The 19,409-nt window shown below is 71.2% G+C and carries 18 protein-coding genes; 6 read left to right on the top strand and 12 right to left on the bottom strand.

All coding sequences use genetic code 11. The features are described 5' to 3' along the window. Nucleotides 1-30: 30 nt before the first annotated feature. A complete protein-coding gene (locus ACIQ1J_RS03130; protein WP_403553592.1) occupies nucleotides 31-984 on the bottom strand; it encodes an SGNH/GDSL hydrolase family protein in 954 nt (317 codons plus the stop codon). Between the two features lie 258 nt (nucleotides 985-1,242). On the opposite strand from ACIQ1J_RS03130, the gene ACIQ1J_RS03125 reads away from it, so the two are divergent. Then, the gene (locus tag ACIQ1J_RS03125; protein WP_403553590.1) at nucleotides 1,243-1,737 is read left to right on the top strand and encodes a DUF3145 domain-containing protein; all 495 of its coding nucleotides are present in this window, start codon (nucleotides 1,243-1,245) and stop codon (nucleotides 1,735-1,737) included. 165 nt (nucleotides 1,738-1,902) lie between these two features. Here ACIQ1J_RS03125 and ACIQ1J_RS03120 read toward each other — a convergent pair whose 3' ends face one another. The 5 genes from ACIQ1J_RS03120 to fasR all read right to left on the bottom strand — a co-directional run bounded on the left by ACIQ1J_RS03120 (nucleotide 1,903) and on the right by fasR (nucleotide 6,900). Continuing rightward, complete coding sequence (locus ACIQ1J_RS03120; protein WP_210963565.1) at nucleotides 1,903-3,189, bottom strand: beta-ketoacyl synthase; 1,287 nt, start codon at nucleotides 3,187-3,189, stop codon at nucleotides 1,903-1,905. 87 nt (nucleotides 3,190-3,276) lie between these two features. Further along, nucleotides 3,277-3,525: an acyl carrier protein gene (locus ACIQ1J_RS03115; RefSeq protein ID WP_210963566.1), complete on the bottom strand. Its 249-nt coding sequence runs from the start codon at nucleotides 3,523-3,525 to the stop codon at nucleotides 3,277-3,279. Nucleotides 3,526-3,627: 102 nt separating this feature from the next. After that, nucleotides 3,628-4,659, bottom strand: a complete 1,032-nt coding sequence (locus tag ACIQ1J_RS03110; RefSeq protein ID WP_403553587.1) for a ketoacyl-ACP synthase III — start codon at nucleotides 4,657-4,659, stop codon at nucleotides 3,628-3,630. Between the two features lie 16 nt (nucleotides 4,660-4,675). Beyond that, a complete protein-coding gene (locus ACIQ1J_RS03105; RefSeq protein ID WP_210963568.1) occupies nucleotides 4,676-5,605 on the bottom strand; it encodes an ACP S-malonyltransferase in 930 nt (309 codons plus the stop codon). Nucleotides 5,606-5,694: 89 nt separating this feature from the next. Next, on the bottom strand, nucleotides 5,695-6,900 hold the full coding sequence (gene fasR / locus ACIQ1J_RS03100) for a fatty acid biosynthesis transcriptional regulator FasR (protein WP_403553584.1): 1,206 nt from the start codon (nucleotides 6,898-6,900) through the stop codon (nucleotides 5,695-5,697). A gap of 62 nt (nucleotides 6,901-6,962) precedes the next feature. Here fasR and ACIQ1J_RS03095 point away from each other — a divergent pair, with 62 nt between their 5' ends. Then, the gene (locus ACIQ1J_RS03095; RefSeq protein ID WP_403553813.1) at nucleotides 6,963-7,613 is read left to right on the top strand and encodes a pirin family protein; all 651 of its coding nucleotides are present in this window, start codon (nucleotides 6,963-6,965) and stop codon (nucleotides 7,611-7,613) included. Here the strand turns inward: ACIQ1J_RS03095 and ACIQ1J_RS03090 are convergent. Next, on the bottom strand, nucleotides 7,610-8,425 hold the full coding sequence (locus ACIQ1J_RS03090) for a serine hydrolase domain-containing protein (RefSeq protein ID WP_403553582.1): 816 nt from the start codon (nucleotides 8,423-8,425) through the stop codon (nucleotides 7,610-7,612). The genes ACIQ1J_RS03095 and ACIQ1J_RS03090 overlap by 4 nt on opposite strands. Before the next feature lie 227 nt (nucleotides 8,426-8,652). Here ACIQ1J_RS03090 and ACIQ1J_RS03085 point away from each other — a divergent pair, with 227 nt between their 5' ends. Together ACIQ1J_RS03085 and ACIQ1J_RS03080 are read left to right on the top strand one after the other, a co-directional pair. Continuing rightward, nucleotides 8,653-9,138 carry a MerR family transcriptional regulator gene (locus ACIQ1J_RS03085; RefSeq protein WP_403553580.1) on the top strand — a complete coding sequence of 162 codons (486 nt, stop codon included), beginning with the start codon at nucleotides 8,653-8,655 and terminating at the stop codon, nucleotides 9,136-9,138. Then, a complete protein-coding gene (locus tag ACIQ1J_RS03080) occupies nucleotides 9,135-10,151 on the top strand; it encodes an aldo/keto reductase (protein WP_403553578.1) in 1,017 nt (338 codons plus the stop codon). The genes ACIQ1J_RS03085 and ACIQ1J_RS03080 overlap by 4 nt, the downstream gene beginning before the upstream one ends. On the opposite strand, the gene ACIQ1J_RS03075 is transcribed toward ACIQ1J_RS03080, so the two are convergent. The 3 genes from ACIQ1J_RS03075 to ACIQ1J_RS03065 all read right to left on the bottom strand — a co-directional run bounded on the left by ACIQ1J_RS03075 (nucleotide 10,152) and on the right by ACIQ1J_RS03065 (nucleotide 13,048). Further along, entirely contained in the window at nucleotides 10,152-11,000 is an 849-nt protein-coding gene (locus ACIQ1J_RS03075; protein WP_210958578.1) for a DUF4429 domain-containing protein, read from the bottom strand. It abuts the gene before it with no gap. Nucleotides 11,001-11,065: 65 nt separating this feature from the next. Then, nucleotides 11,066-12,283 carry an alpha/beta hydrolase gene (locus tag ACIQ1J_RS03070; RefSeq protein WP_403553575.1) on the bottom strand — a complete coding sequence of 406 codons (1,218 nt, stop codon included), beginning with the start codon at nucleotides 12,281-12,283 and terminating at the stop codon, nucleotides 11,066-11,068. 72 nt (nucleotides 12,284-12,355) lie between these two features. Beyond that, nucleotides 12,356-13,048, bottom strand: coding sequence for a TetR family transcriptional regulator (locus ACIQ1J_RS03065; protein WP_403553573.1), 693 nt, complete (start codon nucleotides 13,046-13,048; stop codon nucleotides 12,356-12,358). A gap of 145 nt (nucleotides 13,049-13,193) precedes the next feature. Here ACIQ1J_RS03065 and ACIQ1J_RS03060 point away from each other — a divergent pair, with 145 nt between their 5' ends. Next, entirely contained in the window at nucleotides 13,194-14,816 is a 1,623-nt protein-coding gene (locus ACIQ1J_RS03060) for an MFS transporter (RefSeq protein ID WP_403553571.1), read from the top strand. Between the two features lie 284 nt (nucleotides 14,817-15,100). Beyond that, entirely contained in the window at nucleotides 15,101-15,406 is a 306-nt protein-coding gene (locus ACIQ1J_RS03055; RefSeq protein ID WP_403553569.1) for a small hydrophobic protein, read from the top strand. Here the strand turns inward: ACIQ1J_RS03055 and ACIQ1J_RS03050 are convergent. Both ACIQ1J_RS03050 and aceE read right to left on the bottom strand, forming a co-directional pair. After that, complete coding sequence (locus ACIQ1J_RS03050) at nucleotides 15,391-16,251, bottom strand: potassium channel family protein (RefSeq protein WP_403553567.1); 861 nt, start codon at nucleotides 16,249-16,251, stop codon at nucleotides 15,391-15,393. The genes ACIQ1J_RS03055 and ACIQ1J_RS03050 overlap by 16 nt on opposite strands. Before the next feature lie 114 nt (nucleotides 16,252-16,365). Next, a complete protein-coding gene (gene aceE / locus ACIQ1J_RS03045) occupies nucleotides 16,366-19,122 on the bottom strand; it encodes a pyruvate dehydrogenase (acetyl-transferring), homodimeric type (RefSeq protein ID WP_210958590.1) in 2,757 nt (918 codons plus the stop codon). Nucleotides 19,123-19,409 lie beyond the last annotated feature (287 nt).

Raw genomic sequence — 19,409 nt, 5'->3', positions numbered from 1 at the left:
CACGCCCAGGTCAAGCCCTGGTCGGCCGCGTCAGGGCTGCTTCGCGATGACCGCGCGGTACGCGATCTCGGCCAGCCGGGCCTGGCCGTCCACACTCGGGTGGAACCAGTCCCAGCGGCTCAGCTGGCCGGTCCCGAACCGGTACTCGTGCACCGCGCCGCCGTCGGTGCGGCACAGCCGGTCCTTCGCGCAGACCTCGCGCAGCACCTCGTTGTAGTCCTCCACCCGGTCCCGCACGGTGTTCCGCCGCAGCGTCGCCGCCGAGTCCAGGGAGTCCGCGTCGCCCAGCATCGACGGGCAGATGCCCAGCTTCCACACCTGCTTGCCCAGCGGGTTGGTGCGCCCCTGCGACCAGAGCCGCTTCAGATCCGGGATGCTCGCCACGTACACCTGCGCCTTGGGCAGCTTCTCGCGCAGCGTGCCCATGGCCTCCTCGAACCGGTCCCGGAAGTCGGCCACCGACGTCATCGCCGAGGTCGTGGCCCGGCAGGCGTCGTTCGCCCCGACCATCACCGCGACCAGCTCCGGCTTCCGCGCCGCAGCCCGGGTCACCTGCCCGGTCAGGTCGGCCATCCGGGCTCCGGTGACCGCGTAGTTCCAGCTCCGCTCGGCCGCTCCCGTCTTCCCCAGCAGCCGCACGGCGAGACTGTCGACCTCGGCGCTGCCGCCGGTGGCCCACGAGACCTCCGGGCAGTCCGAAAGGACCGAGCAGGCGTCGAAGCCGCGCGTGATGGAGTCGCCCACGGCGGCGACCGAGTCGGGGCTCGTGTCCCAGGCAGGGGTGGGCTTCGGCCGCTTCGGCGCGGAGGGGGACGGGTCGGCGGAGTCACCGCCCACGGCGTCGCAGCCGGTCACGCCCAGGACGGCGGCGGTCAGAACGGCGAGTGCGGCACGCGAACGTCCACGCCCGGCACGCGAACGTCCACGCCCGACACGCGAACGTCCACGCCCGACAGGCGTCCGCCGGTTCGTCCGCTGACCCATACCGGTCCCCACCCCTCGCCTCGTGCCTCCAACGTCCTCAACCCATGACACCGCGCCAGGGTTCCCGAGGGCGGAGATGCAACGGCTCACACCCGTACAAGCGTCCTGCCGGGTGAATGGCAGAGGTTTGTCGGCACCGGGACCGACGGTACGTCACACTCCTTGCTCCGTCGCACGGTAGCCTCGCCATCAACGCGGCCCGCCCGGCCGCGACCGTTCCGCCCGTTCCGAGATGTCCCGCTCAGCCCGGAGGTTCCGGTGACGACACGTGGAGTTCTGTACGTGCACTCCGCGCCGCGCGCGCTCTGCCCGCACGTCGAGTGGGCCGTCGCCGGGGTGCTCGGCACGCGCGTCGGCCTGGACTGGATCCGGCAGCCCGCCGCGCCCGGCACCTGGCGCGCGGAGTTCTCCTGGCAGGGCCAGGCCGGCACCGCCTCCAAGCTCGCCTCCGCACTGCGCGGCTGGCAGCTGCTGCGCTTCGAGGTCACCGCGGAGCCGTCCGCGAACGCCGAGGGCGAGCGCTACAGCTGCACCCCCGGCCTCGGCATCTTCCACGCCGTCACCGGCATCCACGGCGACATCCTCATCCCCGAGGACCGGCTGCGCGCCGCTCTGGTCCGCTCCCAGCGCGGCGAGACCGACCTGGAGTCCGACATCGCCAAGCTCCTCGGCAAGCCCTGGGACGACGAACTGGAGCCCTTCCGCCACGCGGGCGAGGGCGCCCCGGTCCGCTGGCTGCACCAGGTGGTCTGAAGCGCCCCGAAGCGGCGCGGGTCTCTGCCCGGTGTGCGGCTCCGCCGCGTGGGCGCGACCAGCCACGTACGACCCGCACCCGGCATCCGACGGACGACGATGGCCCGAGCCCCTCCGAGGGGCCCGGGCCATCGAACGTTCGGATCAGCCGCTCAGACCGTCCGCTCAGACCGTCCGGAACGCGAGTACGACATTGTGGCCGCCGAAGCCGAACGAGTCGTTCAGCGCGGCGATCCGGCCCTCGACGGGCAGCTTCCGGGCCTCGCCCCGGACGATGTCCGCGGCGGCCTCGGCCTCGGGGTCGAGGTTCTCGACGTTGATGGTCGGCGGCGCCACCCGGTGGTACAGGGCGAGCACCGTCGCGACGGACTCCACGCCGCCCGCGCCACCGAGGAGGTGACCGGTCATCGACTTGGTGCCGGAGACCGCCATGTGGTCGACGTCGTCGCCGAGGACCTTGCGCAGCGCCTTCAGCTCGGCGATGTCGCCGGCCGGCGTCGAGGTGGCGTGCGCGTTGACGTGCACGATCTCGGCCGGGTTCAGGTCGGTGTTGTCCAGCAGGTGCTGCAGGGCGTGCGAGATACCGCGGCCCTCCGGCTCCGGCTGCACGATGTCGTGGCTGTCGGCGGAGATGCCCTGACCGACCGCCTCCGCGTAGACGCGGGCACCGCGTGCCGCGGCGTGCTCGGCGGACTCCAGGACGAGGACGCCGGCGCCCTCACCGAGGACGAAGCCGTCGCGTCCCGTGTCGAAGGGGCGGGAGGCGCCCTGCGGGTCGTCGTTGTTCTTGGACATCGCCATCATGTTGCCGAACGCGGCGATGGGCAGCGGGTGGATCGCCGCCTCCGTGCCACCCGCGACGACGACGTCGGCGCGGCCGGTGCGGATCATCTCGATGGCGTAGCCGATGGCCTCGGCGCCCGACGCGCAGGCGGAGACCGGCGTGTGCACGCCCGCCCGGGCGCCCACGGCGAGGCCCACGTTGGCCGACGGGCCGTTCGGCATCAGCATGGGGACGGTGTGCGGGGAGACGCGGCGGACGCCCTTCTCCTTTAGCACGTCGTACTGGTCGAGCAGGGTCGTCACGCCACCGATGCCGGAGGCGATGACCGCGCCGAGCCGGTCGGGGTCGACGCCGGCGCCCTCACCCTCGGCCGCCTCGCCGGCCTTGCCGGTGAAACCGGCGTCCTTCCAGGCCTCCTGCGCGGCGATCAGTGCGAACTGGGCCGAACGGTCCAGTCGGCGGGCCTGGGGCCGCGGGATGACCTCGGAGGGGTCCACGGCGACCGGTGCGGCGATGCGGACGGCCTGGTCGGCGGCCCACTCCTGCTCCAGGGGCTTGACGCCGGACTTGCCGGCGACCAGGCCTTCCCAGGTAGAGGCTGCGTCGCCACCCAGCGGTGTGGTTGCGCCGATACCGGTGACGACCACGGTGCGATTGGTCGAGCTCACGGGAATTCTTTCTCCAACGGGATACGGATTCGTACGGCGCCACCGCCGGGTGGCGGGGCAGTCAGCCCAGAGGCAGTGATCGGGTGATCAGCTCTGGTGCTTGAGGATGTACTCGGACGCGTCGCCGACCGTCTTGAGGTTCTTGACGTCCTCGTCCGGGATCTTGACGTCGAAGCGCTCTTCGGCGGCGACGACGACCTCGACCATGGACAGCGAGTCGACGTCCAGGTCGTCGGTGAAGGACTTGTCCAGCTGGACGTCCTCAACCGGGATGCCGGCGATCTCGTTCACGATCTCGGCGAGACCGGCGACGATCTCTTTCTGAGTGGCGGCCATGGTGGCGCTCCTTCGTTGTTTTCAGGGGGTGTGGCGGCCCGCCGCGTCAGCGGCAGGTGTTGCTGGTCTCCGTTCCGGACCGAGTGATCCGGCACGGAGTGCCTAGGGGAGGGTAACGACCGTCGCGGCGTAGACGAGACCCGCCCCGAAGCCGATGACGAGCGCGGTGTCGCCGCTCTTGGCCTCGCCGGTCGCCAGGAGCCGCTCCATCGCGAGCGGAATCGAGGCGGCCGAGGTGTTGCCGGTGGTGCGGATGTCACGGGCGACCATGACGTGCTCCGGCAGCTTCAGTGTCTTCACCATCGAGTCGATGATCCGCACGTTGGCCTGGTGCGGGATGAAGACGTCCAGGTCGTCCGGCGAAAGTCCGGAAGCGTCCAGCGCCTCCTTGGCGACCTTCGCCATCTCGAACACGGCCCAGCGGAACACCGCCTGGCCCTCCTGCGTGATCGCGGGAAACTTGACGTTGCCCTCGGAGTCGAGGGGCAGTTCGGAGACGTCGCCGATCCGGAAGCGGTCCCACGGCACCGTCTGCTTGATCGTCTCGGACTTGTCGCCCTCCGAGCCCCAGACGGTCGGGCCGATCGCCGGCTCCTGGGACGGGCCGACCACGACCGCGCCGGCGCCGTCGCCGAACAGGAAGGCCGTGGCCCGGTCCTCCAGGTCGGTCAGGTCCGAGAGCCGCTCCACGCCGATGACCAGGACGTACTCCGCCGAGCCCTCGACGATCATGCCCTTGGCCAGGGTCAGACCGTAGCCGAAGCCCGCGCAGCCCGCCGAGATGTCGAAGGCCGCGGCCCTGTCCGTGCCGAGCTTGTCGGCGATCTCGGTGGCGACGGCCGGGGTCTGGCTGAAGTGCGACACGGTCGACACGACCACGGCGCCGATCTGCGCGGCGTCGATGCCGGCGTCCGCGATCGCCTTGCCGGACGCCTCGATCGACATCGCGGCGACGGTCTCCTCGGGCGACGCCCAGTGCCGCGTCTCGATGCCGGAGCGCGAGCGGATCCACTCGTCGGACGAGTCGATCGTCTCGAGGATCACCTCGTTCGGCACGACCCGGGTCGGGCGGTAGCCGCCGACGCCGAGGATGCGCGCGTACGGGGCGCCCTTGCTGGGCTTGATCTTCGACATGCTCTCGCGCTCCTTGTCAGGCCTGCTGGCCGTGCTCGGCGACGAGCTCGCGAGCCGCGTCGAGGTCGGCGGGTGTCTTGAGGGCCAGCGTCTTCACCCCGGGCAGCGCGCGCTTGGCCAGCCCGGTCAGCGTGCCGCCCGGGCACACCTCGATCAACGCGGTGACGCCCAGCTCCTTGAACGTCTCCATGCACCGGTCCCAGCGGACCGGGTTGGCGACCTGGCCGACGAGGCGCTCCAGCACCTCGGCGCCGGCGGCGACGGCCCGCCCGTCCTTGTTGGAGACGTACGTCACCTTCGGGTCGGCCGGCGTGAGGGCCTTCGCGGCCTCGGCGAGCTTGTCCACCGCGGGCGCCATGTGGTGCGTGTGGAACGCGCCGGCCACCTTCAGCGGGACGACCTTGCGCACGCCCTCGGGCTTGTCGTCGTTCAGCGCCGCCAGCTGTTCCATGGTGCCGGCCGCCACGATCTGACCGGCGCCGTTCACGTTCGCCGGGGTCAGACCGAGCTTCTCCAGATGCGCCACGCTCACCTCGGGGTCGCCGCCGAGCAGCGCCGACATCCCGGTCTCGGTGACCGCGGCGGCCTCGGCCATGGCCAGGCCCCGACGGCGTACGAGGGTCAGCGCGGCGGAGTCGTCGAGGACGCCCGCGAACGCGGCGGCGGTGATCTCGCCGACACTGTGGCCCGCGACCGCGCCCGGCGCGATCTCGGACATGTCACCGAGTGCCGCGGCGGAGAGGATTCCGGCGGCGACCAGGAGCGGCTGGGCGACGGACGTGTCACGGATCTCGTCCGCGTCGGCCTTCGTGCCGAAGTGGGCGAGATCGAGTCCGATGGCGTCGGACCACGCGGCGACGCGGTCCGCGGCACCGGGAAGGGCGAGCCAGTCAGTCAGGAAGCCGGGCGTCTGGGCGCCCTGGCCGGGAGCGACGAGTACGAGCACTCTCACACTCTCTCTTGAGGACGGCCACGACCGCCCGTGGGGACAGGGACGAAGAACACGAGGGGGTTTTGTGGACCCCCGACAAAAGCTTAGAGTTGCTGATCTCCATCGGCCAGACGCCCCAGGGTGAGCGCGATCCGCAGTGTGAACGCAGACCGTACATCAGAGGGTGACCATCCGGTGACGTCAGTCACACGTCGGAGCCGGTAGCGCACGGTGTTCGGGTGAACGAAGAGCATCCGGGCGGCGCCCTCGAGGCTGCTCGCCTGTTCTAGATAGACGCTGAGCGTCTCCAGCAGCGCGGCCCCGGCCTCCTCCAGTGGTCTGTAGATCTCCTCCACCAGCTGCACGCGGGCCGAGGGGTCGGAGGCGATCGCGCGCTCCGGCAGCAGATCGTCCGCCAGCACCGGACGCGGCGCGTCCGGCCAGGCGGTGCACGCCTTGAGCCCGGCCGCGGCGGCCTGTGCGGACCGGGTCGCGGCCAACAGGTCCGGCACCACCGGACCGGCCACCACGGCGCCCTGCGCGAACGGCCCGATCAGCGACTTCGCGACCGCCATCGGGTTGTCGCTGCCCCCCGCGATCACCACCAGCCGGTCACCGAGCACCCCGGTCAGCACCTGGAGCTTGGCGTGCCGGGCCGCGCGCCGGATGGCCTCCACGGTCAGCTCGGAGTCACCTTCGGGAGCGGTGCCCAGCACCACGCACACGTGCTCGGGCGAGTTCCAGCCCAGGGCGGCGGCCCGGGACACGGCCCCCTCGTCGGCCTCGCCGCTGAGCACGGCGTTCACGACCAGGGACTCCAGTCGCGCGTCCCAGGCACCGCGTGCCTCCGCGGCCTGCGCGTACACCTGGGCGGTGGCGAACGCGATCTCCCGGGCGTACACGAGCAGTGCCTCGCGCAGCACCGACTCGTCGCCCGGGGCGGCGACCTCGTCGATCGCGGACTCCATGACCTCGATCGTGGTCCGCACCATCTCGACGGTCTGCCGCAGCGTGATCGCCCGGGTCAGCTCGCGCGGCGCGGTGCCGAAGACGTCGGTGGAGATGGCCTGGGGGGCGTCCGGACGCCGGAACCACTCGGTGAAGGCGGCGATGCCCGCCTGGGCCACCAGCCCGATCCAGGAGCGGTTCTCCGGTGGCATGGCCCGGTACCACGGCAGCGTCTCGTCCATCCGCGCGATGGCCTGCGCGGCCAGCGACCCGGAGGACTGCTCCAGCCGCTTCAGGGTCGCGGTGTGCGGGTGGACGGCGTGCGCCCCGGGCTCGGGCATGCTTGTTTCGGGTTCGGGCACGTGGACAAGACTGCCTTATCGGGACGGGAGAGCGTGTCGCCGGGTCTACGGTGGACGACGTGATGGACGTACGCCGCGCGGACGAGCGCTACCCCGGAGGTGACGCGGCGGCCGGCATCGAGTCGCGGCACGCCTTCTCCTTCGGACCCCACTACGACCCCGGCAACCTGCGCTTCGGGGCGCTGATCGCCTGCAACGAGGAGCGCCTCGCACCGGGCGCCGGCTTCGACGAGCACCCGCACAGCCACACCGAGATCGTCACGTGGGTGGCCGAGGGCGAACTGACCCACCGCGACACCGCGGGCCACGAGACGACCGTGCGGGCCGGGGACGTGCAACGCCTCAGCTCGGCGGGCGGCGTCCGCCACGTCGAGCGCAACGACGGCGCCGCGCCCCTGACCTTCGTCCAGATGTGGCTGGCCCCACGCGACGCCGGCGGCGACCCCGCCTACGAGATCGTCCGCGGCATCGCCGACTCCACCCCCTACGCCGTACCGGAGGCGGGCGCGATGCTGCACGTGCGCCGCCTGACGGCGGGGGAGCGGACGGCGGTGCCGGACGGGGCGTACGTGTACGTGCACGTGGTGCGGGGTGCCGTACGCCTGGACGGCGAGGAACTGGGCCCGGGCGACGCGGCCCGCGTCACGGACGCCGACGGCCTGGACGCGGTGGCGGTAACGCCGGCCGAGCTGCTCCTCTGGGAGATGTCCTAGACCTCGGCGAGCACCGCGTCCGTGAAGGGCGGCCACACCTCGGCTGCCCAGGGGCCGAACGCCCGGTCGGTGAGCACCACGCAGGCGAGCCGGGCATCGGGGTCGATCCACAGGAACGTACCGGACTGACCGAAGTGCCCGAAGGTGCCAGGAGAGGACGAGGCGCCCGTCCAGTGGGGGGACTTCCCGTTCCGGATCTCGAAGCCGAGGCCCCAGTCGTTGGGGTTCTGGTGGCCGTAGCCCGGCAGCACGCCCTTCGTGCCCGGGTGCTGCACCGTCATCGCCTCGGCGACCGTGCGCGGGTCCAGCAGGCGCGGCGCCTGCACCTCGGCGGCGAAGCGCAGCAGGTCCTCGACCGTGGACACCCCGTCCTTCGCCGGGGAGCCGTCGAGGGTGGTGGCCGTCATGCCCAGCGGCTCCAGCACGGCCTGCCGCGCGTACTCGGCGAACGGGATGTCCGCCGCCTTCGCGATGTGGTCGCCGAGCTGCTCGAAACCGGCGTTGGAGTACAGCCGGCGCTCCCCGGGCGGGGCGGTCACCCGGTGCTCGTCGAAGGCCAGACCCGAGGTGTGCGCGAGCAGGTGACGGACCGTCGACCCGGCGGGACCGGCCGGCTCGTCCAGCTCGACGGCGCCCTCCTCGTACGCGACGAGTGCCGCGTACGCCGCGAGCGGCTTGGTGACCGAGGCGAGGGGAAATGGCTGCCCGACCGGGCCGTGGGTTCCCAGGATCGTGCCGTCGGCTCGTACGACACCCGCCGCGGCGGTGGGAACCGGCCAGCTCTCGATCAACGCGAGGCTCTTCAAGGACATGCCACCGAGCTTAGAGGGTGTCGTTTGGATCTTGCCGGGGCCGCGGGGCCGCGGGGCCGCGGGGCCCGATGAGGCGCCGTCGCTTGCCGCGGTCCGATCCGCCGGCCGGGCCCTGGTGACCGCCCGCGGCGCGTGTCCTGCGGGTTCTCCGCGGTGGCCCGCTCACCGTCGCCCTCTCACCGCGGCGGCTTGCTTGGAGTGCACTCCAAGGTCATAGCGTGGAGCGCATGACGGTGATGCAGACCACTGCCGGGACACCCGCGCCGAACGCCACCAGAACGGACATCTGCTCCGCCCCGCCCCGGCGGCGCCCGCGCCCCGACGGGCAGGACCGCTACACCATCAGTGAGGTCGTCGCCTTCACCGGACTGACCGCGCACACGCTGCGCTGGTACGAGCGGATCGGCCTGATGTCCCACATCGACCGCTCGCACACCGGGCAGCGCCGCTACAGCAACCGGGACCTGGACTGGCTCGACTTCGTCGGCAAACTGCGACTGACCGGCATGCCGGTCGCCGACATGGTCCGGTACGCGGAGCTGGTGCGCGAGGGCGAGAGCACCTACCTCGACCGGCGGGAACTGCTGGAGTCCACGCGCCGCGATGTGCTGACGCGGATGGCCGAGCTCCAGGAAACCCTTGCCGTACTCGACCGGAAGATCAGCTTCTACGGGGACGCCGGACGCGCCCGTGAAGGGGAGAGGACCCGATGACCGACAGCAGGATCCCGACGGTGCGGCTCGGCGACGACGGCCCGGAGGTGGGCGTCCAGGGTCTCGGCTGCATGGGCATGAGCTTCGGCTACGGCCCGTCGGACGGCGACGCGTCGCGGGCGACCCTGGAACGGGCGCTGGAGCTGGGTGTCACGCTCTACGACACGGCCGACGCGTACGGTGCCGGTGAGAACGAGCGGTTCCTGTCGCCGTTCTTCAAGGCCCATCGCGACGAGGTCGTCATCGCGACCAAGTTCGCCCTGTCGATCCCGCCGGACGAGCCGACGAAGCGGATCATCCGCAACGATCCGCCGTACCTCCGCCGGGCGGTCGAGGCGAGTCTGAGCCGCCTGGGCGTCGACGTGATCGACCTCTACTACATGCACCGGCGCGACGTGAACGTACCGATCGAGGAGACCGTCGCCGTCATGGCGGACCTGGTCCGCGAGGGCAAGGTGAAGCACCTCGGGCTGAGCGAGGTGACGGGCGACGAGCTGCGGGCCGCACGGACGGTGCATCCGATCGCCGCCGTGCAGTCGGAGTGGTCGCTGTTCAGCCGGGACATCGAGGCGGGCGTGGTGCCGGCGGCCCGCGAACTCGGCGTGGCCCTCGTCCCGTACTCGCCGCTCGGCCGGGGCTTCCTCACCGGCGCCTTCGCCGACGCCGACCAGGACCTCACGGCCGGCGACTTCCGCCGGCAGCAGCCCCGCTTCACCGGCGGCAACGCGGCGGCCAACGCGGCCCTGCTCGACCCGGTCCGCGCGGTCGCCGAGGCCCACGACGCCACCCTCGGGCAGATCGCCCTGGCCTGGGCCCAGCAGCGGGCGAGGGTGCACGGCCTGCCGGTGATCCCGATCCCGGGCACGCGGAAGCCGACGCGGGTGGCGGAGAACGCGGGTGCGACGCGGATCGTCCTCACCGAGCAGGAGCTGTCCCTGCTGGAGCCGATCGCGGACAAGGTGGCGGGGGACCGCTACGCGGACATGTCGTTCACCTCCGCCGGGCGTGAGTAGTCACAGCTCCGCCAGCAGCTCCGCCTTCTTCGAGGAGAACTCCTCGTCCGTGACCAGCCCCGCCTGGTGCAGCTCCCCGAGGTGCCGGATCCGCTCGGCGATGTCCGCGGGGTCACGCCGAGGGGCCGGCACCGGAACCGGCACCGCGGGGCCCCGGTCCCGCACCGCCGCCAGCACCGCCGCCGCGAACGGCAGCGACTCGTGCACCGGTCCGTACCCGAGCCCGAACACGACCGAGGCGGGGTCCTGGTCGGCCTGCGGAGCGACCGTCGCCGCGTCCCGCGGCAGCAGCCGCAGATACCCCTCGAACATCTCGGGGGACCGCCACTCCACCCCGCCCAGGCCGGCGACCGGGAAGGTCTGGTCGCCGGCCTTCCACTTCGCCGACGACGCGCCCGTCCAGAACCACCGGAACACGACCGACGTCCCGTCGAAGGACGCCTTGCCGTCGTACGCCTTGAAGTGCAGCGGTGCCTCGGGCGCCGGGACCAGGTACCGCTCGGTCCTGCCGGACTCGCTCAGCAGGCCGCGCAGCTCGTCGGCGTAGTACTCCGCGAGCGTCTCCCGCTCGGCGGGCAGCACCAGCCGGTACGGGTCGCTGCCCTCCTTCAGCTGTCCGGCCGCCGCCTCCATCAGCGGATCGGCGCCCGGGCGCGGCTCGACGCGCAGCACGACGGTGCCCCGCCTGCCGGGCGTGAGCGTCACCCCGGCGATCGCCTCCAGGGGGACGCGGCGTTCCCCCAGCGCCTGGAACAGCTTGGGTGTTCGAATCCCCCGTTCGTAGCGGATGAGCACGGAGTCGGACTCGAACTCCCAGGCGGCATGAAATCCGGCCAGTACGTCACCCATGCGGCTCATCGTATGCGGCACGAGCTCCTCCGTCCCTCCCCGTGCAAACCGGAGTATCCGCGCCTCTACGCGCGTCCGGCCGTCGCTGCTGCGGACAAACCCGCCCGGCATGTGTCGTCCTGCGCGGCGCAGGCCACCGTGCGGTATGCGCCAACGCCGATCTGCGCGAAGTTCCGCAGGCTCTCCGTGCCCGGCACGAAGTAGCCGCCGTGCCCCTCGGCGCCCCGCGCGGACAGCACCCGCGCCCCGAACGCCGCGGACACCGGATCGGCGCCGTGCCCGAGGCCGCCGACCTCCAGGTAGGGCACGTCCTGGATCCAGTCGTCGGCGTCCCGCATCGCCCACACCCGGGCGGAGGTGCGCAGGCCGGTGGCCTTCTCGACGCGCATGCCGGGGCTGCCGGCCACCGCTATGTCGGTCACCCGGCCGGGCAGCGTGCCGGCGGCGAGGCCGCACACCACCGAGCCGTAGCTGTGGCAGAACAGCGAGACGGGGGACCGGCCGGGCAGCGCGCGCAGCAGCGCGTTCAGCCGGACGGCCCCGTGCTCGGCGCGCGTCGCCGTCGCCGCCTCCATGCCGAGGCCGCTGGGGGCGGTGTAGTCGGCCCAGGCGATCACGGCCGTACGCGTGTCCGGGCTCGTCGTGCGCTCGGCCGTGTACAGCGACTCGGCCATGCCGACGGGCGCCGAGTACTCGCGGTCGGTGCGCTGGAAGGTGAGCAGTTCCGTGTCGACGCCGGGCACGACGACGGAGACGCGCTCGGCGCGGTTCAGGTTCCCGAACACCTCGGCGACCTTGCCCGAGCCCGACGGGTCGAAGGCGAGGATGTGGCGGCCGCGGTTCAGCAGCGAGTCGTAGCCGTGCGCGCGCCGGCCGGCCTCGCGCTGCCCGGACAGGGACAGGCGCTTGTCGTGCATGCGCAGTCGTTCCACGGCCCGTGCCTTGCGGATCGCCGCGCGGTTGGCGAGGTAGCGCAGGTCGACGGGGGCGCCGTTCATGTTGCCGACGGCGAGCGGGTAGCGCCGGGCCAGGCTCGCGCGCTGCCCTTCGGTGAGCGAGGCGAAGAAGCGGGCCAGCCGGGACGGGGCCGCCTGCGCGTCGGGCAGCCGGCGTCCGTCGATCCGGCCGTGCTCCCATGCCGAAACCGACGCTTCGAGGGCTGTCGGGCCCCGCTGGTTGCGCAGGGCGGTCCAGCCGGTGGTGGCCAGCATCACGAACACCACGGCCAGGGCGAGCAGTGCGCGCCAGACGTTCAGCTGCGGGGAGGCGTCGAAGGAAGTCACTGGGAGGACACACTAGGAGAACGGGACGGTCTCGCGTGAATCCAGTGACACGGATCACGTTTCGGGCGGGTGCTACGGGGTCGGGTCCGCCCGTCCGGGCTGTTCGGCCCGTCCGGAGCCGGGGCGGCCCCGCCAGTCCCCGGTGAGGGCGGGTTCCACCTGATCGAGGTAGGAGGAGGTCAGGTCGCGCAGCGCCGCGAGACTGGCGTCGTCCCGCGCCGACCAGATCCGTTCGGTCACCCGCATCACCGCTCCGAAGACGGCCACGACCACGCGGGGCCGCGGGTCCGCGTCCACGTCCAGCCCTTCGCGGTCGGCGATGACGAGCGCGATCTCCTCCTCCAGCTCCGTGGCGCGCCGCAGATGGGCGGCGAGCAGCGCGGGCGTCGACTCGATCACCCGGTAGAAGCGCATGTGCAGTTCGAGCGGGACCAGCTGCTCGACGGACTCGCCGATGGTGTCCCAGCTCGCCACGAGGGCCTGGCGCAGCGCGTCCAGCGGTGCCTCGCCGGACGGCCGGCCGCGCACGGCGTCGACGAAGTGCGACTCCGCGAGCCGCGACACGAAGAAGGCCGCCTCCTCCTTGCTGGCGAAGTAGCGGAAGAAGGTGCGCTGCGAGACATCCGCCGTCTCGGCGATGTCGTCGACGGTCGTCTCCTCGTAGCCACGCTCGGTGAACAGCTCGAGAGCGGAACGCAGCAGCGTGTCCCGGGTGCGCTGCTTCTTGCGTTCGCGCAGGCCCGGAGGGGTGGCTGTATCCGCCATGTTCAAAGGTTCGCTCCTCGGATCGGCGCCGGCGTGTTGCCTCGCCGTTCGTTTTCGCGGTTCGGGCTATCGGGAGATGTCATGTCAGTTACCGACTGGTGAAATGGTTTGTCAACTGTCAGTGGCTGTCATTAGCCTCGAATGTATGACTAGTCAGACCACCATCGACAAGACGGGGGCGGGGGGCGGGGGAGCGTCGTCCGGCCCGTTGGGCCCGGCGCCGGCCAGCGGACTGCGCGGCCACCCGTGGCTCACCCTCATCACCGTTGCTGTAGGGGTCATGATGGTGGCCCTCGACGGCACCATCGTGGCCATCGCCAACCCGGCGATCCAGGGCGACCTGAAGGCCAGCTTCGCCGACGTCCAGTGGATCACCAACGCCTACTTCCTCGCCCTCGCGGTCTCCCTGATCACCGCGGGCAAGCTCGGTGACCGCTTCGGGCACCGGCAGACCTTCCTCATCGGAGTGGTCGGTTTCGCCGCCGCCTCCGGTGCCATCGGCCTGTCCGACACGATTCCGCTGGTCGTCATCTTCCGTGTGCTCCAGGGCGTGTTCGGCGCCCTGCTGATGCCGGCCGCGCTCGGCCTGCTGCGGGCCACCTTCCCGGCCGAGAAGCTCAACATGGCCATCGGCATCTGGGGCATGGTCATCGGCGCCTCCACCGCGGGCGGCCCGATCCTGGGCGGCGTGCTGGTCGAGCACGTCAACTGGCAGTCCGTGTTCTTCATCAACGTGCCGGTGGGCATCATCGCCGTCGTCCTCGGCGTGATGATCCTGCTGGACCACCGCGCGGAGAACGCGCCGCGCTCTTTCGACGTCCTGGGCATCGCGCTGCTCTCCGCGGCGATGTTCTGCCTGGTCTGGGCGCTCATCAAGGCACCCGAGTGGGGCTGGGGCGACGGCAGGACGTGGCTGTTCCTCGTCGCGTCCGCCGCGGGCTTCGGGCTGTTCGCCTTCTGGGAGACGAAGGTCAAGGAACCGCTGATCCCGCTGGCGCTGTTCCGGTCGGTGCCGCTGTCGGCGGGTGTGGTGCTGATGGTCATGATGGCGATCGCCTTCATGGGCGGCCTGTTCTTCGTGACGTTCTACCTCCAGAACGTGCACGGCATGAGCCCGATCGACGCCGGTCTGCACCTGCTGCCGCTCACCGGCATGATGATCGTCGGCTCGCCGCTCGCCGGCGTGATGATCACCAAGGTCGGCCCGCGCGTCCCGCTCGCGGGCGGCATGGCGTTCACCGCGCTCGCCATGTACGGGATGTCCACGCTGGAGACGGACACCGGCAGCGGCATCATGTCGCTCTGGTTCGCCCTGCTGGGTCTGGGTCTCGCGCCCGTCATGGTCGGCGCCACCGAGGTCATCGTCGGCAACGCGCCGATGGAGCTGTCCGGCGTCGCCGGCGGCCTCCAGCAGGCGGCGATGCAGATCGGCGGCAGCCTCGGTACGGCCGTACTGGGTGCCGTGATGGCGTCCAAGGTCGACAGCGACCTGGCCGGCAACTGGGCGGACGCCGGCCTTCCGGAACTGCCGCCGGAGCAGCTGGGCCAGGCCTCCGAGGCGGTCCAGGTCGGCGTGGCGCCGGTGGCCGAGGGCATGCCGGAGCAGATGGCCGCGAAGGTCACGGAAGTCGCGCACGACACCTTCATCTCCGGCATGAGTCTGGCCTCGCTGGTCGCCGCCGGTGTCGCGGCCGTCGCCGTGCTGGTCGCGTTCCTCACCAAGCGCGGGGAGAACGCGGAGGCCGGCGCGGGCGTGGGCCACATCTGACGGGACGCCGGGCGCGTCCGGTCCGACTCCGCCCGTCTCCGTTCCACTCCGTCGGTCTGCGCCCGTCTCCGGCCCTGTTCGCCTATCCGGGTGACAGGGCCGGAGAACCCTCCCCGTCGACGGACCCCGCAGGTCACAGTGGGTCAAGTCCTCCGCAGGGCACGGGGGGCGAGAAGCTGCGGCGCGCTGCTGGAGGGGGGCAGCGCGCAGGCAGCGCGTTCGCGGCAGGCAAAAGGCGCCGCACCGGGGTACCCGAACTCTACGAAGAGTCGAGGGAGTTGACGATGGCGGGCTTCGGACACGGATCGCGCGGGCACCCCCGCTCACGTGGGCGGACGTGGTCACGGACCGGGCCGGATCGCGCGACGCTCGCGGTCGTCGGAGTCATCTGCGCGCTCGCAGGGTTCTTCGTGCTGGGGATCGTCCTCGGGCCCGTCGCGATCGTCTGCGGCTGGCTCGCCATGGGCCGTAGCTGGGCGGGTTCCCGCCCGGTACCGGCCGTGGTCGCCCTGGTTCTGGGCATCATCGACACCGTCCTGGCAGCCCTCTGGCTCATCGGAGCGGCGTCGCCGGGCTACGGCATGTTCTGACCCGGCACGGCCAGCGGCTCCTGACGCCGGTGGCTCGCCGGTTCCGCGTCGGCGGGACCGCCGGGTACGGCGTCGTCCCTGGACGAGTCCGGCACCGCGCCGCCGGATCTCCGCAACTCGGCCACCTCCGTCCGCAGCGCCCGGACCTCCTCCGTCAGCGCTTGCAGGGCCTCGGTCCGCCGCCGTCCCTCCACGTCGTCCCGCTCGAACCTGGCGATGAACCATGCCGCGATGTTCGCGGTCACCACACCGAGCAGCGCGATCCCGGACAGCATCAGGCCGACGGCCAGCACCCGTCCCATCGCCGTGGTCGGCGCCAGGTCCCCGTACCCCACGGTGGTCATCGTCGTGAAGGACCACCACATGGCGTCACCCAGGGTCCGGATGTTCCCGTTCGGCGCGCTCCGCTCCACCGACAGCACCGCCAGCGACCCGAAGATCAGCAGCCCGACCACCGAGCCGGCGACGTAGGTCGTCAGCCGGATCTGCGAGGCCATCCGCGCCCGCCGTCCCACCAGGAGAAGCGTCGAGACCAGTCGCAGCAGTCTGAGGGGCTGCAGCAGCGGCAGCACCACGGCGCAGAGGTCCAGCCAGTGGGTGCGGACGAACCTCATGCGGTGCGGGGCGAGGCGCAACCGCACCAGGTAGTCGACCGTGAACGCCCCCCACACCACCCACTCGGTCACCAGGCACGTCCGCGCCACGGCCGGGCTCGGCGAGCTGTCGACGATCGGCGTCGCGTAGGCGACGGCGAACAGCAGGGCCAGCACCAGCAGAGGCCGCTGAGTATGCCGCTCCCAGCGTTCCTGTGCCGTTTGCCGCCTTGTGTCCGCTTCGGTGCTCATCCCCGCATCGTAGGTCCCCCGCCGGGATGGCCGGGAGGCGGCGGACTGAGAAGCCCGCCGCCTCCCCGAGCACCGCCGACGTGTCCACTGGTGGCGCAACGTGACGAAGGGCTACTAGGCGTCGCCACCCGCGACCCCGGGATCCGCCGCCGCCACGTCGAGCAGCCGGTACCGGTCGATCGCCTGCTTCAGCACCGACCGGTCGACCTTGCCCTCGCGCGCCAGCTCGCTCAGCACCCCCACCACGATCGACTCCGCGTCGATGTGGAAGAAGCGCCGTGCCGCACCGCGCGTGTCCGCGAAACCGAACCCGTCCGCGCCCAGCGACTGGTACGTCCCCGGTACCCAGCGCGCGATCTGGTCCGGAACCGACCGCATCCAGTCGGACACGGCCACGAACGGCCCCTGCGCCCCGGCCAGTTTCCGCGTCACGTAGGGCACCTGCTGCTCCTCCTCGGGATGCAGCAGGTTGTGCTCCTCGCACGCCACCGCCTCGCGCCGCAGTTCGTTCCAGGAGGTCGCCGACCAGACGTCGGCGCGCACGTTCCACTCCTCGGCGAGGATCCGCTGCGCCTCCACGGCCCACGGCACCGCGACCCCGGACGCCATGATCTGTGCCGGGATCGAACCGCCCGTGCCCTCGCTGAAGCGGTGGATGCCCTTGAGGATGCCCTCGACGTCCACGTTCGCGGGCTCGGCCGGGTGCCGGATCGGCTCGTTGTAGACGGTGAGGTAGTAGAAGACGTCCTCGCCGTGCGGGTGCTGCTCGTCCCCGCCGTACATCCGGCGCAGCCCGTCCTTGACGATGTGCGCGATCTCGAAGCCGAAGGCCGGGTCGTACGCGACGCACGCCGGGTTCGTCGAGGCCAGCAGCTGCGAGTGGCCGTCGGCGTGCTGGAGGCCCTCGCCGGTCAGAGTCGTACGGCCCGCGGTCGCGCCCAGCACGAAACCGCGCGACAACTGGTCGCCCATCTGCCAGAACTGGTCACCGGTGCGCTGGAAACCGAACATCGAGTAGAAGACGTAGACCGGGACGAGCGGCTCGCCGTGCGTGGCGTACGCCGACCCGGCCGCGATCAGCGAGGCCGTGCAGCCGGCCTCCGAGATGCCGTCGTGCAGCATCTGCCCGGTCGGAGCCTCCTTGTAGGCGAGCAGCAGGTCACGGTCCACGGACTCATACTGCTGGCCGAGCGGGTTGTAGATCTTCGCACTCGGGAAGAAGGAGTCCATGCCGAACGTGCGGTACTCGTCCGGCGCGATCAGTACGAACCGCTTGCCGATCTCCTTGTCCCGCATGAGGTCCTTGAGCAGTCGCACGAAGGCCATCGTCGTGGCGATGGACTGCTGCCCCGACCCCTTCTTCACGGTCGCGTACGTCTTGTCGTCCGGCAGTGCGAGCGGCTTGGACCGCACGACGCGGGTCGGCACGTAGCCGCCGAGACCGAGCCGGCGGTCGTGCATGTACTGCATCTCCTCCGTGTCCCGGCCGGGGTGGTAGTACGGCGGCGGGCCGGACTCCAGCTCCTTGTCGGAGATCGGCAGGTGCAGCCGGTCGCGGAAGCGCTTGAGGTCGTCGACCGTCAGCTTCTTCATCTGGTGCGTGGCGTTGCGGCCCTCGAAATTCGGGCCCAGCGTCCAGCCCTTGATCGTCTTGGCCAGGATGACCGTGGGCTGGCCCTTGTGCTCCAGGGCCGCCTTGTACGCCGCGTAGATCTTCCGGTGGTCGTGACCGCCGCGCCCCAGGTGCAGGATCTGGTCGTCGGTCATGTTCTCGACCATGGCGCGCAGCCGGTGGTCGTCGCCGAAGAAGTGGTCGCGGATGTAGGCGCCGGACTCGGTGGCGTACGTCTGGAACTGCCCGTCCGGCGTGGTGTTCATCCGGTTGACCAGCACACCGTCGCGGTCCTGTGCGAGCAGCGGGTCCCAGGTGCGGTCCCACACCAGCTTGATGACGTTCCAGCCGGCGCCCCGGAAGACCGACTCCAGCTCCTGGATGATCTTTCCGTTGCCGCGTACCGGGCCGTCGAGGCGCTGGAGGTTGCAGTTGACGACGAAGGTCAGGTTGTCCAGGCCCTCGCGGGCGGCGATGGACAGCTGGCCCAGCGACTCCGGCTCGTCCATCTCGCCGTCGCCGAGGTAGGCCCACACGTGTGACCTCGACGTGTCCGCGATCCCGCGCGCGTGCATGTAGCGGTTCATCCGCGCCTGGTAGATCGCGCCGATCGGGCCGAGGCCCATCGAGACCGTCGGGAACTCCCAGAAGTCCGGCATCGACCGCGGGTGCGGATACGACGACAGGGCGTTGGGCGCCGCGGACTTCTCCTGCCGGAAGCCGTCCAGGTGCTGCTCGCTGAGCCGGTCCAGCAGGTACGCGCGTGCGTAGATGCCCGGCGAGGCGTGGCCCTGGAAGAAGACCTGGTCACCGCCGTCGCCCTCGTCCTTGCCCCGGAAGAAGTGGTTGAAGCCCACGTCGTACAGGGAGGCCGAGGAGGCGAAGGTGGCGATGTGGCCGCCGACGCCGATACCCGGCCGCTGCGCGCGCGAGACCATCACCGCGGCGTTCCAGCGGGTGGCGTTGAGGATCTTGCGCTCGATCTCCTCGTTGCCGGGGAAGAACGGCTCGCTCTTGGTCGGGATGGTGTTGACGTAGTCCGTGCTGCGCATCTCGGGCACGGCCACGCGCTTCTCGCGGGCCCGCTCGATCAGCCGCAGCATCAGATAGCGGGCCCGTTCCCGGCCACGCTCGTCGACGGCGGCGTCGAGGGAGTCGAGCCACTCCTGGGTTTCCTCGGGATCGAAGTCAGGAACCTGACTCGGGAGGCCGCCAATGATGATCGGATTGCGATCACTGCGGTCGGATGCGGAAGCCACGCTGTTCCTTCGCTGTCAGAGGGCCACATTGCCGGGTGTCTATGCCGATTCCCCGCCGATTCCCCATCGTGTACCTCGCGGGGGCAAACGTCATCTGTACCGTGGGGTAACCGGTCCCCCCATGGGGACCGGGGGCACGTTCATTCGAGTCTCGTACCCACACACGGTTCCCAAATACGCAAACGGGGCAGATAGGTGTGGTGTACGTCACCTTTGGTCTGGACGGCATGGCTGGAGTTGCGGCGACACGGCCGGGATCGTCACCGTTTCGGCGGTCCCAGTCGCCG

The organism is Streptomyces sp. NPDC097107 (assembly GCF_044762405.1).
Lineage (GTDB): Bacteria > Actinomycetota > Actinomycetes > Streptomycetales > Streptomycetaceae > Streptomyces > Streptomyces thinghirensis.
Note: the sequence above shows the minus strand (reverse complement) of the source record. Positions and strands in the feature narration are given on the sequence as shown.